This is a genomic window from Pseudomonas sp. NBRC 111132 (genome assembly GCF_001320565.1).
Lineage (GTDB): Bacteria > Pseudomonadota > Gammaproteobacteria > Pseudomonadales > Pseudomonadaceae > Aquipseudomonas > Aquipseudomonas putida_P.
In genome coordinates, this window is sequence record NZ_BCBI01000037.1 from 26,154 (window position 1) to 40,675 (window position 14,522).

The following is a 14,522-nucleotide window of genomic DNA, read 5'->3' on the forward strand; positions in this document are numbered from 1 at the left end:
TGATGGCACTCTAATGAGCGGTAGCTATCAGAGGGGTGGCTAGAAAATTACAATTCCGTAAGAATGTCCTGTAATGCCCGAAAATACTGGGAAACCAAACCCGACACGATGATTTCGTTACAAGCAACGGAGATGGCAAACACGCGGTGCGAAGGCCCGAACAACAGGTAGATGACGAAATTGTAATTTTCCTATCACCCCCCCGTTATCTTCGGCCTGCAAATATGAGCTCGCGCTACGCTAGGCGCGCCGCCTGGTCAGAACAATTAACGACACCCGCGCCGGTAAACATAATAAAAACTGCCGTGAATCAAAGGAGCATCGGATGAAAATCAAAGTACCACTGTATTTGGCGGCAGTTTCTGCGCTGTCTGGAAGCTATGCTATTTCGGCACAGGCAGAAGACAAGCCAGAAGGCTTCATTGAAGGCAGCAGCCTTACAGTGCTGAACCGTAACTTCTACTTCAACCGTGATAACCGCGACAGCACTGCCCCCACTTATAACAGTGGCAAGGGCAACACCAACGGCTACTCCGAAGCCTGGGCGCACGCGATCATCAGCAAATTCAACTCTGGGTTTACCCAGGGAACCGTTGGCTTTGGCGTTGATGCCTTCGCCATGATCGGCCTCAAGCTCGACACCGGTGATGGGCGCAACGGCGGCCGTAGCTCCTTCGACGTGCTACCCGTTGATAACAAGGGCGAAGCTCGCGACGAATACACCAAGGTCGGCGGCGCAGCCAAAGTCCGCTTGTTCGATACCATCGTGAAAGTAGGTGATGTTTTCCCATCGACTCCGGTCGTTGCATCCGGCGACTCTCGCCTGCTGCCAGAAAGCTTCCGCGGCGTGACCGTTGAGAACACCAGCATCCAAGGCCTCACCCTGCAGGGTGGTCGTCTGCATGCGATGAGCCAGCCGGTCTCAAGCAACCTGAACGACAACTTCGTGACGTTCTACGGCGGCCCGGTCAACTCGCCATGGATCGGTTACGGTGGCGGTGACTACTCGATCAACGACAACTGGACTGTGAGCGTCTACGCCAGCCAGCTGAAAGACGTCTGGAATCAGTACTACGCCGGCACCAGCGTGGTTTACCCGCTGAGCGACGATCTGGCGCTGATCGGTGGCTTCAACTACTACAAAGCCGTAGATGAAGGTAAGAAGCGCCTGGGTGAATTCGACAACAACATCTGGAGTGCCAAGGTCGGCGTGCGTTACGGTGCCCATACCCTAGCCCTGTCGCACCAGCGCAACAACGGCGACGACGATTTTGACTACCTGCGTCAGTCGGACTCGATTTTCGTCGACAACTCCATCCAGTACAGCGACTTCAACTCGCCGAAAGAGCGTTCCTGGATGCTGCGCTATGACCTGAACTTCACCAGCTACGGCATTCCAGGCCTGACGTTCATGACCCGCTACGCCAGAGGCTCGGGCGCGGATTACTCGAACGCTAACCAGTTCTACATGCGCACTGATGACAACGGCAACCCGCTCGACAATCAGAAGCGTTGGGAGCGTGACGTCGAAGTCAAATACGTTGTCCAAACCGGTCCAGCAAAAGATCTGTCCTTCCGGTTGCGCCAGGCAACCACACGTGCCACTGCATTCGAATCGGATCTGGATGAAACCCGTGTGATCATTGAGTACCCGCTTTCGATTCTGTAATTCGCTAACTGGACCAGTTATTCATTAACTGGTCCTATTAGTAAAACGAGCATTACGAATTCACCTTGAGTGGCTTAAGTGCTCCTTTGGTAAAAGGTGGATATTTGGCGCCCATTGGGCGCCTTTTTTTGCCTAAAATTCAAGTAGGCGTTCGATTGTACGCATCGCATGCCGGTGAAGTTCATGACTACACCAATGACCAGTCTCTTCAATGTGAGCGACCTCGCCGTCATCTGAGCGGAACGAAGCCAGCACAAAGAAGAAAATAACCCAATACTTCATAAGGTCAAATCACCTGCTGGAGAGAGGGCCCGCAACTGTCAAACCCAAACCGCGACAAGATATACCGCCAGACTATCAACTGTATTACCTAGAAATTACAAATCCGTCATTTGAGCCCCGGCACGCTCATTTTGATTTACCATCCCTTTCAATAATGCCGGCGCGCGTGCGCGGTTAATTGCTCAGTGATATCGAGACAAAATCCCATGCGAATTCTGGTAATTGAGGATGAAGTAAAAACTGCGGAGTATGTGCGTCAAGGTCTGACGGAATGTGGCTATGTCGTAGATTGCGTCCACACCGGGTCAGATGGATTATTCTTGGCTAAGCAGCACGAATATGAGCTGATTATCCTGGATATAAATCTGCCAGAGATGGACGGTTGGCAGGTCCTTGAGTTGTTGCGTCGTAAAAACTGCCCTTCCCGTATCATGATGCTGACGGCGAGAAGCCGGCTGGCGGATAAGGTCCGGGGGCTGGAGAACGGAGCAGATGACTACCTGATCAAGCCATTTGAGTTCCCTGAGCTGCTGGCCCGGGTTCGCGCCTTGATGCGCAGGTCAGATCACCCTGCATCCGTAGAGGTCATTCGCGTCGCTGACCTGGAGCTTGATCAGAGCCGGCACAGGGCATTCAGGGACGGTCAGCGCATTGACCTGACCACGAAAGAATTCGCGTTACTGCATTACCTGATGCGTAATACCGGTGTGGTGCTGAGCCGCACCCAAATTATTTCGCAGGTTTGGGATATGAATTTTGACTGCGACACAAACGTTGTAGAGGTGTCGATTCGAAGACTCAGAGCCAAGATAGATGACCCTTTCGAGACCAAACTGATACATACGCTTCGGGGCGTAGGGTATGTGCTTGAAAAACGATAGTTGCCAAGCTCTCTAGTACCGAAAATCCGCTACATGCTCCCGTCGCTTGCGAACTTGAGGTTTCTGTTTACGATCCGCGGCGCTGATTCCTCACTCAACAAATGAGGTAGGCTGTACATGAGGTATAGCATTGATTATCAGCAGGTTTCGCAAGGACAATCCGATGCCAGCATTGATGCCTGTCCAGCTGACATTGTCTTCAACAGCGACCATGGCCTAGCTCTTATCCCGTGCGTTGGCGATGTTATCAACCTCCCCTCTACGGCGGTCAAAGAAGGGGTTTGCGGCATCGTTAGATCAAGGATTTTCAATTATCTCAGAGGTCCTGAAGAGCTGTACTGTCACGTCAATATTCTCGTTGAGGAGGCGGACATCAATTTCGAAAGTCTCATCTCGGAATACATGCGCAATCAGTCACGTGCTCGCTCGCCTTCTTCATAAAGTCGAAGGCGGGCCAGTCCATTAATGGTTGTGTATGGGTGAGGGTTCAGCAGAGCGAGCGCCTACTGAGCACCAGAGATGAATAGTCACAGCCTAGTGGTTTAACGCGGTACTGCTGGTGTACGCAGGGCCGGACTCATTGTTTTTTGAATGGCGCATTGCAGCACATAGAAATATAAAACCCCGGAAGCAAATACGATTGCGGACAGATAAGCAAACTCAGAGTCTAAAACCCCGGAAACCATATACAATTTAATCGTGATAGAACCCATAATAATTCCGGTACAGTACATGACGCCTGTGAACTGATTGCCCAAAAAACTCAGTATGCCGCTGAAGGCATTGTTCGCACTCAACAGCATTGCTTTCAGTATCGTCCAGCCGAGAACTGGCAGAAAAGCCTTGATCATGAAGGCGAATAACATCGACGATGCAAACAGTTTTATCGGGGTTTCTGCCCACGGCTTGATGGTGCCGTCTACTTCAACGCCGGTATACAAGATGATATTCAGAATAATCGCCATAAGGGTGCATATGCCGAGGCGTATCATTTCCCGCTTAAGCGGGGCCATCATTATCACTGCGTGAATCTTGTTTCCAAAGTATCGTTTTAGTCCTTGGATCGACATTTTTCTTCCTATGCTCTCGGGTATGACGCTGTTGTAGCGTTGTATGACGGTCATGCTTTTACCCGAAGAGAGGTGACGCTTCAACGGTCCTGAATTGCGCAGGGGATCTCATGTCCTTCCCCTGGCTGGGTAGCTTGCTGAGAAATTCTCATCTACCTGCGTGGCAACGATGCGGCCACCCCGCCGCCGTCAGAGCTCTGGAGGACTGGCTGCTGTCAGCAACTCATCGAGTGACGGAACCTTAGCGTTTGCACTGAGGACGAGTGTTCTGGATCGGAGTATGGATACATCAAAGAAAGATTCGCACTCGACTCTTCCGTTTACTTCTCTCCAGTGGGTGACTTCTGGTATCAACTCATTAGGCACCGGGTATAGTGCCATAGGGTTATGGAATACCTCCACTTCAGCAGACCACGGCTCGTAGCCATATTGCGGCCAGAGCTGACCGTAGTCGCTGGACGCTACATCCAACAGAAATGGGATACCTCGTGATGCTCCCGGAGAACGGTCGAAAAACTCACCAAACCGCAAGTATCGGTACCCGTCTAGATGAGCTCCACCTGAGATCGGCACTCGGCTGAGCTTTGGCACTGTGCAGGCATTGGTGAAAATGACCGCTGAAAGATGGGCATTTTCCATTAGCGTAAATAGGCCGTTGGGGCGCCCTGATAGCAGAGATGTCTCTTCCTCCACAGTTATCAGGTGCGTACCACGATGCGCAGATGAGTGAACTGCAAAGCCATAGAGATAGCTGATGAGCGACTCCCTGCTCCACAGCATTGAACTGGGCGCATGGAAATCGGCTAAGGCCAGAATGAGCGGCTTACCCTCCACGTGCGGTAGGGATTCGTAACGCTTGTCCAATTTGTTTTGGATGGTCCTCGCAAACCTTTCTGCAGCCGCTCCTAAGAAACGCTCATGTCGGTCAGCGGGTGGGGGGACCGGCGAGGCGCCAAAATGCTCATACCGCTCTTCCGGGTTGGCTGTCACTGCTTCAACCCAGGCCTCATCTCCCAGCCTATTCTCGATGTGAAAATCGGGTGATTCTTTAGGCTGGGTGACCAAGAGTCCCTGTTCACGAAAAATCGCTAATAGGTGGGCTTCCCAGAGGCGGGTGTGAAAATTCTCAGTCTGGCAATCGGGAACCCAATTTCTGTCTGGGGATGGCAGTGCGAGATACAGTTGATTCAGCGCCCACGCCCCAATACGGCGGCTTGGATCAAATAGTGATTTGAACACCACGCTTGGTGTGCGCTTACCCATTCTGCTTAGAGGAGCACGTCGTCGTTCACCTGAAGGGAGTGGTAGCGGATGGGCTTGGGTATAGAGAAAATGGCTGATTGAGGCGCGGGCTTCAGACTCGCCAGTGGTGCGCTCACTATGGCTGAGGAGCACCCACACGCTATCGACACGACGCCGCAAGGTGACAATTCCGAAGCTGCCGGCATGGATATTTCGGGTTAGAGCGGCACAAGAAATTCCGTCCTCACTAAGCCATGCCCCTACTGGCGGGCTGTCCCCAAACCCCAACCCTCGTGGAAGCGACAAAGCGATTAGATCGAACATCGGCGCAGCAATTTCTTTCATTCGCTGATCTCGGCAGCCGTCAAAATGCATTCCATCAATGCCTCGGAGCGTGCCCGCCGGCGATGGCATCGGTGGAGGTACCTATTGAAGAAGGGGGCCTTGTTCCACCAGGACATCTCGGTTGGTGAAGATGGTCTCAATGGTTGCAGCCTCGGCAGCCACATGAGTCTTTCGCGTGATCTCTTCAAGGGCCAGTTCGAGCCGGTAGTCTTGGAAATACTCGTACAGCTTTTCAGAGCTCTCGGATATCTCCTCCCCACCATTCTTCGCGAACAAGATGTGGATGATCGCTGCGAGTGGGAGAGAGATGTCGAGATCCTTCTCTTCTGCATCTGAATCCGAGTTCAAACCGTCGAAATACCTCTCCAGATGACTCTGGAGCTCCTCAAGCCAGAACTGAGATAGGTTGCTTGGAAGGGAGCTTTCAGGCCCGGTCAGAAGGACTTCATCTCTGAATAGAGCCAGCAGATTGGGGTTTGCCATGGAGGACCTCACGATTAGATTTGAGAGCAACTGGTCAGCATAGTCCACCTCAAGATGACCACCTCCTTGACGCCCATCCTGGTGCTCCTGAGCATCAGACGAGTGAATCGCCCCGAAACCTGTAGATACAAAATGACCGCTTCTCGCCGTTAGCTGCCTTTCTTGAAGGACAGCTTTGGGTCGATAGCGGCCTTCGTGGAGGTTGGTGTCTACGGGGTCGGTTTAGTCAATCTGAATCTCCGGTTTCACCTCCGTGAGGCCGGCCATCGTCATGCATCAGATCTTGATTGACACGCGTGCCGCTTTGGATAGCCTTGCAATTGAGGGCTGCAACTGCGCATTTGTCGGGCCTGGGTACCAGCATGAGCCCCCCGCAATTTTGGCAGCAGAGGAAGCTGGTTCCTCTGAAGTAGTGACGGCGGGCATTGCCAGTCGGATTCTGAACCCAAGGTCGCCAGACTAGGAGCTAAAGGATCGCTGCGACTACTCCTCATCCCTTACCGAAAAGTCACGCGTCGGTCGTAAACGGCCCTTTCCAGGCCAATCAACTTTTGTGATTGGTGAGTAGGGATTTCTCGGCTTTTCTGTGAAAAGCACCCCTTCATTTCACAAAAAAAATGGCGAAGATTCCAATTTCACGGGGTCTGGCCTATCACCTATTTTGTGAACCTACAAGGTGTAATTCGCCAGACACTAAAAAGCCCGCTGATGCGGGCTTTTTAGTGCCTGCGATTTATCAGTAACCGCTGAGAATATTCACGATCACACCGCTGGCAATCGCCACCAGCACATAGTCGCCATTCACATACAACCAACGATGATCACGTGGCGGCGCATACAGGTGGCGCGCTTTCCAGTCGGTCACCCAGTAACGGTCACCCCGGTAATGTGGATCGACTGCGTGACCACGCTGCCATTGCTGATGAGGCACCGGCATGCCTTGTTGTGGGCGGAAGTTCGGATCACGGTAAGCAGGACCCCGGCCATTGTCATGGCGACCCTGTTGCTGCGGCTGACCATGTGGCGGATTGCCCTGGTGCGATGGGCCGCCATCATGCCGGTCGGGTGGGCCTGGCTGCGCGAAGCTGGCCAGTGGTGCGCTGAGCACGAGCGCGGCACAGATCACGGTTAGGGTTTTTTTCATTTGATGCGGTCCTCTGCCTGTTATCGCCTGGCCAGCACTGACTGCCAGATTCGGTTAACTGATCAGACCACGATTTTGCCGGTTTAATGTCAGGACGCAGGTAAAGGTCCGGTAAAGTCAGTCGTCCCCTCAGTTCAAGCCGAGCGCCTTCAGTCGGCGATACAGCGTGCGTTCACTCATACCAAGATGACTGGCCAGTTCGCTACGCGAACCCTTGAACTGCTCCAACGCCTGCGCCAACGCCCCCAAATCATTGCGACGGCTACCCGTTGTGATCGCCCCCGCCGGCCCGATATCTGCCGGAAAGTGCTCAGGCCTGATCAGCCCGTCATCGGCAAACAGCCGCGCCCTTTCCAGTATGTTGCGCAGCTCTCGGATATTGCCCGGAAACGGATGCAGCCCAAGTTGCTGCAAGGCATCGTCACTCAGCCTGGGCGTTGGCTTGCCAGCCATGCGCTGCAGCAGGCTCTGCGCAAGCAGTGGTAGATCTTCCACCCGCTCGCGCAGCGCAGGCAGGCGAATCGGGAAGCCGCTGATACGGTAATACAGGTCTTCACGGAAGGTGCCATCCGCGACCATTTGCTTGAGCGGCTTGTGGGTGGCCGATACCAGTCGGAAATCTGAATGCACCGTGCGCAAGCTGCCAACCGGGCGGAAGCTGCCAGACTCGATCAGGCGCAGCAGCTTCACCTGCATCGCCAGGGGTACTTCACCGATTTCGTCGAGAAACAAGGTGCCGCCATGGGCCGCCTCTGCCAGGCCGATCTTGCGTTGGTGGGCACCGGTGAACGCACCTTTCTCGTAACCGAACAGCTCACTTTCGAACAAGGATTCGGTCAAACCAGTGCAGTCGACCACCACCAGCGGCCCGTTGGCCCGTGGGCTGCCCATGTGTAGCGCGCGCGCGAACAGTTCCTTGCCGGTGCCCGACTCACCCTGCAGCAATACCGGAATCTGCGCGGGTGCCGCACGTTGCAGGCTGGCCAAGGCGGCCTTGAAGGTTGGCGCGCGGCCGACCAAACCTTGCTCCTGGGGCTGTGCCGAGGCGAGGGTGATGGTGGTCAGGCGTTCGACAAAGGCCACCACCCTGCCCTGTTCATCCAGGATTGGCCGCAACTCGACGTCGACGTGCTCGGGGCCGCGTGGTGTGTGATGAATGTGCAACACCCGCTCCGGTACCTTGCTGTCCCACGCCTTGCGCATCGGGCAATGCTCGCCAGCCTGGTCGCACGGTACGGCATAGTGATGCGAGACCTTGTGGCACTTCTCGCCCAACGGCGCCTGATCATGCCGGCCGAACTGGCGACGATAGGCCGCATTGGCGGCGAGGATGTTGTAGTCGGTGTCCAGCACGATGGTCGGCAGGGCATCGTGCTCAAGGTAGGAAACCAGAGCTAGGATGAGGGGATGGGCTTCAGGCATGACGGCACCGTTTGGATGACCGATGCAGGGTAACAAGGACTGCCAAACACTGCCATTGGCTGACAGTCGACTGCCACCTTCACTGCCAGTCATGCCAACAGCTGTCAGCAACCGGCCCGTTTCATTGGCCCATGCGCAGCAAAAAGCCTGGCATGCATCTTGATAAACCTCCTGTCACTGCCTACGCCTGTACAAGGCGGGGCGGATAAATTGGAGAACGTGATGATCATCGGTAACAACCTTCACGTGGACGCCTTTTTCGACGAGGCGACCTCGACCATCAGCTACTTGGTCATGGACCGTGAAACCCGGCAATGCGCCTTGATCGACAGCGTGCTGGATTATGACCCCAAGTCCGGGCGCACCTGCAGCGCATCGGCGGATCGCCTGATCGAGCGCGTGAGCGAGCTGAACGCCAGCGTGCGTTGGGTGCTGGAAACCCATGTACACGCCGATCATCTTTCAGCGGCTGCCTACCTCAAGGAAAAGCTCGGCGGCCATACCGCTATCGGCGCGCACATCACCCAAGTGCAGAAGGTGTTCGGTGCCTTGTTCAATGCCGAGCCTGGCTTCGCCCGTGACGGCAGCCAGTTCGATGTGCTGCTTGAAGACGAGGAAGGTTTCCGCATTGGCAACCTGCATGCCCGTGCGCTGCATACGCCGGGGCATACGCCTGCATGCATGAGCTTCATGATCGAGGACGCCGGCGAGATCGCAGTGTTCGTCGGCGACACCTTGTTCATGCCCGACTACGGCACAGCCCGTTGTGATTTCCCAGGCGCCGACGCCCGTACTTTGTACCGCTCGATTCGTCGCCTGCTGGCGTTCCCCGACCAGACCCGGCTGTTCATGTGCCACGACTACCTGCCAGGTGGCCGCGACATGCAGTACGTCACCACCGTGGCAGAGCAGCGCGCCCACAACATCCACATCCACCAGGGTATCGATGAGGACAGCTTCGTTGCCATGCGCGAAGCCCGCGACAAGACCCTCGACATGCCGGTGCTTATCCTGCCCTCGGTGCAGGTGAACATGCGCAGCGGCCAGCTCCCCGCGCCGGAAGCAAACGGCGTGAGCTATTTGAAGATCCCGCTGAACAAGCTGTAACCGCCCTGCCCCCATAACCAGATTTTCAGGATTTACCGCCATGCCTGCCTTGTTGTCCCCTGCCAATACCGACCACCACAAGGTGGTCATCGTCGGTGCCGGTGCCGCCGGTATCGCCACCGCCTCCAGCCTGATCAGCCGCGATCCGTCGTTGGATGTGGCTTTGATCGACCCTGCCGAGGTGCATTACTACCAGCCCGGCTGGACCATGGTCGGTGCCGGTGTGTTCAAGGCACCGAGCACCGCCCGCACCATGGCCTCGACCATTCCGCGTGGTGTGCGCTGGGTCAAGGCGCGGGTAGAGGGTTTCGATCCGTTGAGCCAGTTGGTCATGCTCGAAGGTGGCCGCTCCATCAGTTACGAACAGCTGATAGTTTGCCCCGGCCTGAAGCTGGACTGGGCGGCCATCGATGGGCTCAGCGAGACCCTGGGCCGTAACGGCGTCACCTCCAACTATCGTTACGACCTGGCGCCCTATACCTGGGAGCTGGTGCAGAAGCTCAAGCAAGGCCATGCCGTGTTCAGCCAGCCGCCCATGCCGATCAAGTGCGCCGGAGCACCGCAGAAGGCGCTGTACCTGTCTTGCGACCACTGGCTACGCCATGGCTATCTGGGCGCAGTGAAAGCCAGCTTCTTCAATGCGGGGGCTGTGTTGTTCGGCGTAGCGGACTATGTGCCCGCGCTGATGAAGTACATCGAAAAGTACGCCGTCGACCTTAATTTTTCGCACCGTCTGGTCGCCGTGGACGGCCCGAACAAGCGTGCTACCTTCGTGCGTACCCTGGCCGATGGCAGCAGCGAAACCCGCATCGAAAGCTTCGACATGCTCCATGTGGTTCCACCACAGGTGGCGCCAGACTTCATTCGCGAAAGCCCTTTGGCCGATAGCACCGGCTGGGTCGATGTCGACCCGCATACCCTGCGCCATCGCAAGTACACCAATGTGCACGCCCTTGGAGACGTGGCCAACACCAGCAACGCCAAAACCGCTGCGGCTGCCCGCAAGCAAGCACCCGTGGTGGCCAACAATGTGCTGGTAGCATTGGGTCGATTGCCGAGCCTGGCCCAGTACGACGGCTACGGCTCGTGTCCACTTACCGTCGAGCGCGGCAAGATCGTTCTGGCCGAATTCACCTATGGCGGCAAGCTGGCACCGAGCTTTCCAAGCTGGTTGCTGGATGGGCGCAAGCCGACTCGCCTGGCCTGGTTGCTCAAGGCCCAGGCGCTACCACCGTTGTACTGGCAAGGCATGCTCAAGGGCCGCGAGTGGTTGGCACGCCCGCAACTGGTCGCCGAGGGTGGGCAGTGATCGAGCATCAATTACTGGGGGCGGGCTTGGGCGCGATCATCGGCGCGGTGTTGGCGTTGACTGGCGCAGGTGGCGGCATTCTCGCAGTACCCTTGCTGGTGTTCGGTCTGGGCTTGTCGATGGTCGAAGCGGCACCGGTCGGCTTGCTGGCCGTGGGCCTGGCGGCGGCAGTGGGCGCTGTGCTGGGCTTGCGCCAAGGCTTGGTGCGTTACCGGGCGGCATTGTTCATTGCGCTGGTCGGTGTAGCGGCGGCACCCTTCGGGCTGATGCTGGCGCACCGTCTGCCCAATACACCATTGCAGTTGGTGTTCGCCGGGGTGCTGGTTTATGCCTGCCTGCGTATCTGGCGCAAGGCGGCCAAAGAATTGCGCGGCGAAGCCAATGATGCCCATCGTTACATCGAGCCATGTGTGCTGAATCCGTTGCAGGGCCGTTTGCGCTGGACCCTACCCTGTGCACGCGCATTGGCATTCACGGGTGCCTTGTCCGGGTTGTTGTCCGGCCTGCTGGGGGTGGGCGGTGGGTTTGTCATCATCCCGGCCCTGAACCGCTACACCAACCTGCGCATGGCCAGTATCGTGTCCACCTCGCTGGCGGTGATCGCCCTGGTCTCCACTGGCAGCGTGGTCAGCGCCAGCCTGGCGGGCGTCATGCACTGGCAGGTCGGTGCCCCGTTTGCCGTCGGCGCGGTACTTGGCCTGCTGTTGGCGCGGCCTTTGGCTGCCAGGCTGGCAGGGCCGCGCTTACAGCAGATGTTTGCAGTGGCAGGTTGGACGGCGGCCTTGCTGCTGGCTGGCAAGTCGCTATTGGGCTAGCAGCTCATCCTGCTGCGCCGCGCACAGCGCCAGCAAATAGTCCCACACCACCCGCAGGCGCACCGATTTATGCAGCTCGCGACGGGTGCAGATCCAGTAACTGCGCTGGATGGTTTCGCCAGGCAGCACGCGTACCAGTGTCGGGTCGTGGCGAGCCATGTAGTTGGGCAGCACGGCGATGCCCAGCCCGGCGCGGGCGGCGGCTTGCTGGGCGATCACGCTGGTGCTGCGAAACACCACGTTGGGTGCCCGGCAGAAGCTGTTGAGAAACAGCAACTCCTGGCTGAACAGCAAGTCGTCGACGTAGCCGATCCAGCTGTGCCGGGCCAGGTCTTCGCGGTTGCGCAGTGGTGGCGCGCGGTGCAAATAGTCCTGGCTGGCGTACAGCGCCAGGCGATAATCGGTGAGTTTGCGAGTGATCAGCAGATCGGCGTTGGGCCGCTCCAGGTGGATGCTGATCTCCGCCTCGCGGTTGAGGATGCTGACGAAACGCGGTACGGCCACCAGTTCCACTTCAAGGCCAGGGTAACGCTCGAACAACGCATTCATGCGTGGGGTGAAGAACATGATGCCGATGCCTTCGGTCACCCCCAGGCGAATCTTGCCCAGCGGCGTGATGGCCTGAGTGATTTCTTCCTGCGCCAGCAGGGCGACGTTCTCCATGGCTTCGGCATGCTTGAGCAAGGCTTGGCCCGAGGGGGTTAACTCGTAACCCTGGGCATGCTGCACGAACAGCGCGGTGCCCAGGCTCTGCTCGATGCTCTCGATGTGCCGGGCCACGGTGCTGTGGGTGGTGTTCAGGCGCTTGGCGGCGGTAAGCAGGCGGCCGCTGCGCTGTAACTCGAGGAAAAACCGCAGATCGTTCCAGTCGAACATGCTGATCCTTTTTGGCAGTTCGTCTCGGCCGTATCCTGGGCATGCCCGCGAAACGGCCGGTACAGGCTTACCGCTGTGCTAAAACGCACAGCGGCTGCGTGAAATCTCGTGTTCCCTCCACGAAATTACTCACTAAGATGGATCGGGACAAGAATAATAATCAGGCCCGAGGTTGCACATGCCATCAGCCGATTCTGTCTTCGACTACGTGGTCGTTGGTGCCGGTCCTGCCGGTTGCCTGCTGGCCAATCGTTTGTCCGCCGATCCTTCCTGCCGCGTGCTGCTGCTGGAGGCAGGTGGTCGCGACAACTATCCCTGGATCCACATTCCCGTCGGTTACCTCTACTGCATCGGCAACCCACGCACCGACTGGTGCTTCAGGACCGAGGCACAGCCTGGCCTGGGCGGTCGCGCACTGGGTTACCCACGGGGCAAGGTGCTAGGTGGTTGTTCTTCGATCAACGGCATGATCTACATGCGTGGCCAGGCCGCCGACTATGACCAGTGGGCTGAGCAAGGCAACGATGGCTGGGCCTGGAAAGACGTGCTGCCGCTGTTCAAGGCCAGCGAGAACCACTTTGCCGGCGCCAGCGAGCACCATGGCGCTGACGGCGAATGGCGAGTCGAGCGCCAGCGCTACAGCTGGCCAATTCTCGATGCTTTCCGCGATGCCGCCGAGCAAAGCGGTATCGGCAAGGTCGATGACTTCAACACCGGCGACAACGAGGGCTGTGGATACTTTCAGGTCAACCAGCGTAGCGGCGTGCGCTGGAATGCCTCCAAAGCTTTCCTGCGGCCTATCAAGGACCGCGCCAACCTCACGGTGATGACCGGCGTTCAGGTTGAACAGGTACTGCTCAACAACACCCGCGCGCGGGCCGTGAAAGCGTTTTGGCAAGGCGCCTGGCATGAGTTTGCGGCGCGCCGTGAAATCATCCTCTGTGCGGGTGCGGTCGGCTCGCCCGGAATCTTGCAGCGCTCCGGCATTGGCCCGCGTCAGTTGCTGGAAACCTTGGGGATTGGCGTTCGGCACGACATGCCTGGCGTTGGTGGCAACCTGCAGGACCACCTGCAACTTCGGCTGATCTACCAGATCCGCAATACCCGCACCTTGAACCAGATGGCCAACAGCCTTTGGGGCAAGATGGGCATGGGCCTGCGCTACCTCTACGACCGCAGCGGTCCACTGGCCATGGCGCCAAGCCAGCTGGGCGCCTTCGTGCGTTCCAGCACCGACCAGGCCACCGCCAACCTGCAGTACCACGTGCAGCCGCTATCACTGGAGCGTTTCGGCGAACCGTTGCATCAGTTCCCGGCCTTTACTGCTTCGGTATGCAACCTGCGCCCGGCCAGCCGTGGGCGTATCGATATCTGCAGCACTGACATGAACAGTACGCCGCTGATCAACCCCAACTACCTCAGCGACCCGCAAGACCTGCGTGTCGCCGCCGATGCCATCCGCCTCACCCGGCGCATCGTCCAGGCCCCTGCCCTGGCGGCGTTCGAGCCTAAGGAATACCTGCCGGGCCCGGCCCTGCAATCCGAGGAGGAGCTGTTCGACGCTGCTGGCAAGATCGGCACCACCATCTTCCACCCGGTCGGTACCTGCCGCATGGGCAATGGTGCCATGGATGTTGTGGATAACCAGCTGCGCGTACACGGCATCCCCGGCCTGCGCGTGGCAGATGCCTCGATCATGCCGCAGATCACCTCCGGCAATACCTGTTCCCCCACCCTGATGATCGCCGAGAAGGCGGCGCAACTGATCCTCAAAGGAGCTGCTACCCAGACCTACTTGAACGAAGACGCGTTACCGACGCCCTGACCCGGGTGTGTGCAGTACCGGCGGCTTGCGGTCGAAAGCTGCCGACAGTGGA

The 14,522-nt window shown here is 57.6% G+C and carries 13 protein-coding genes; 7 read left to right on the forward strand and 6 right to left on the reverse strand.

The features are described 5' to 3' along the window. The first annotated feature begins 325 nt into the window (after nt 1-325). The 3 genes from APH35_RS17895 to APH35_RS17905 all read left to right on the forward strand — a co-directional run bounded on the left by APH35_RS17895 (nt 326) and on the right by APH35_RS17905 (nt 3,273). Nucleotides 326-1,669 (forward strand): OprD family porin, encoded by a 1,344-nt coding sequence (locus APH35_RS17895; RefSeq protein WP_003253422.1) that lies wholly within the window; start codon nt 326-328, stop codon nt 1,667-1,669. A gap of 488 nt (nt 1,670-2,157) precedes the next feature. Continuing rightward, a complete protein-coding gene (locus APH35_RS17900; protein ID WP_003253420.1) occupies nt 2,158-2,832 on the forward strand; it encodes a heavy metal response regulator transcription factor in 675 nt (224 codons plus the stop codon). Between the two features lie 117 nt (nt 2,833-2,949). Next, nucleotides 2,950-3,273, forward strand: a complete 324-nt coding sequence (locus tag APH35_RS17905) for a hypothetical protein (RefSeq protein WP_010951457.1) — start codon at nt 2,950-2,952, stop codon at nt 3,271-3,273. 101 nt (nt 3,274-3,374) lie between these two features. Here APH35_RS17905 and APH35_RS17910 read toward each other — a convergent pair whose 3' ends face one another. The 5 genes from APH35_RS17910 to APH35_RS17925 form a co-directional block, all read right to left on the reverse strand. Then, nucleotides 3,375-3,902 carry a hypothetical protein gene (locus APH35_RS17910; protein ID WP_012269855.1) on the reverse strand — a complete coding sequence of 176 codons (528 nt, stop codon included), beginning with the start codon at nt 3,900-3,902 and terminating at the stop codon, nt 3,375-3,377. Nucleotides 3,903-4,091: 189 nt separating this feature from the next. Continuing rightward, nucleotides 4,092-5,489, reverse strand: coding sequence for a hypothetical protein (locus tag APH35_RS28440; protein ID WP_230491487.1), 1,398 nt, complete (start codon nt 5,487-5,489; stop codon nt 4,092-4,094). An 81-nt stretch (nt 5,490-5,570) separates the two neighbouring features. Continuing rightward, the gene (locus APH35_RS17915) at nt 5,571-5,972 is read right to left on the reverse strand and encodes a hypothetical protein (protein ID WP_012269857.1); all 402 of its coding nucleotides are present in this window, start codon (nt 5,970-5,972) and stop codon (nt 5,571-5,573) included. A gap of 736 nt (nt 5,973-6,708) precedes the next feature. Further along, nucleotides 6,709-7,116 (reverse strand): RcnB family protein, encoded by a 408-nt coding sequence (locus APH35_RS17920; RefSeq protein ID WP_060515212.1) that lies wholly within the window; start codon nt 7,114-7,116, stop codon nt 6,709-6,711. Nucleotides 7,117-7,245: 129 nt separating this feature from the next. Continuing rightward, nucleotides 7,246-8,538, reverse strand: a complete 1,293-nt coding sequence (locus tag APH35_RS17925) for a sigma-54 interaction domain-containing protein (RefSeq protein ID WP_012269859.1) — start codon at nt 8,536-8,538, stop codon at nt 7,246-7,248. 222 nt (nt 8,539-8,760) lie between these two features. On the opposite strand from APH35_RS17925, the gene APH35_RS17930 reads away from it, so the two are divergent. From APH35_RS17930 to APH35_RS17940, 3 genes are read left to right on the forward strand one after another with little or no spacing between them, the layout of a single operon-like run. Next, nucleotides 8,761-9,645, forward strand: a complete 885-nt coding sequence (locus APH35_RS17930) for an MBL fold metallo-hydrolase (RefSeq protein WP_012269860.1) — start codon at nt 8,761-8,763, stop codon at nt 9,643-9,645. Between the two features lie 40 nt (nt 9,646-9,685). Further along, complete coding sequence (locus APH35_RS17935) at nt 9,686-10,954, forward strand: NAD(P)/FAD-dependent oxidoreductase (protein ID WP_012269861.1); 1,269 nt, start codon at nt 9,686-9,688, stop codon at nt 10,952-10,954. Beyond that, on the forward strand, nt 10,951-11,769 hold the full coding sequence (locus APH35_RS17940) for a sulfite exporter TauE/SafE family protein (RefSeq protein WP_012269862.1): 819 nt from the start codon (nt 10,951-10,953) through the stop codon (nt 11,767-11,769). Before APH35_RS17935 ends, APH35_RS17940 begins: the two co-directional genes overlap by 4 nt. On the opposite strand, the gene APH35_RS17945 is transcribed toward APH35_RS17940, so the two are convergent. Then, complete coding sequence (locus APH35_RS17945; RefSeq protein WP_012269863.1) at nt 11,758-12,645, reverse strand: LysR family transcriptional regulator; 888 nt, start codon at nt 12,643-12,645, stop codon at nt 11,758-11,760. The genes APH35_RS17940 and APH35_RS17945 overlap by 12 nt on opposite strands. Before the next feature lie 178 nt (nt 12,646-12,823). Between APH35_RS17945 and APH35_RS17950 the strand changes: the two genes are divergently transcribed. Next, complete coding sequence (locus APH35_RS17950) at nt 12,824-14,470, forward strand: GMC family oxidoreductase (RefSeq protein WP_060515213.1); 1,647 nt, start codon at nt 12,824-12,826, stop codon at nt 14,468-14,470. The last annotated feature ends 52 nt before the right edge of the window (nt 14,471-14,522 follow it).

Coding starts and splice junctions, on each gene's coding strand:
- APH35_RS17950 (WP_060515213.1), top strand. CDS start 12,824: ATGCCATCAGCCGATTCTGTCTTCGACTACGTGGTCGTTGGTGCCGGT.
- APH35_RS17925 (WP_012269859.1), bottom strand. CDS start 8,538: ATGCCTGAAGCCCATCCCCTCATCCTAGCTCTGGTTTCCTACCTTGAG.
- APH35_RS17920 (WP_060515212.1), bottom strand. CDS start 7,116: ATGAAAAAAACCCTAACCGTGATCTGTGCCGCGCTCGTGCTCAGCGCA.
- APH35_RS17910 (WP_012269855.1), bottom strand. CDS start 3,902: ATGTCGATCCAAGGACTAAAACGATACTTTGGAAACAAGATTCACGCA.
- APH35_RS17935 (WP_012269861.1), top strand. CDS start 9,686: ATGCCTGCCTTGTTGTCCCCTGCCAATACCGACCACCACAAGGTGGTC.
- APH35_RS17905 (WP_010951457.1), top strand. CDS start 2,950: ATGAGGTATAGCATTGATTATCAGCAGGTTTCGCAAGGACAATCCGAT.
- APH35_RS17900 (WP_003253420.1), top strand. CDS start 2,158: ATGCGAATTCTGGTAATTGAGGATGAAGTAAAAACTGCGGAGTATGTG.
- APH35_RS17915 (WP_012269857.1), bottom strand. CDS start 5,972: ATGGCAAACCCCAATCTGCTGGCTCTATTCAGAGATGAAGTCCTTCTG.
- APH35_RS28440 (WP_230491487.1), bottom strand. CDS start 5,489: ATGAAAGAAATTGCTGCGCCGATGTTCGATCTAATCGCTTTGTCGCTT.
- APH35_RS17930 (WP_012269860.1), top strand. CDS start 8,761: ATGATCATCGGTAACAACCTTCACGTGGACGCCTTTTTCGACGAGGCG.
- APH35_RS17895 (WP_003253422.1), top strand. CDS start 326: ATGAAAATCAAAGTACCACTGTATTTGGCGGCAGTTTCTGCGCTGTCT.
- APH35_RS17945 (WP_012269863.1), bottom strand. CDS start 12,645: ATGTTCGACTGGAACGATCTGCGGTTTTTCCTCGAGTTACAGCGCAGC.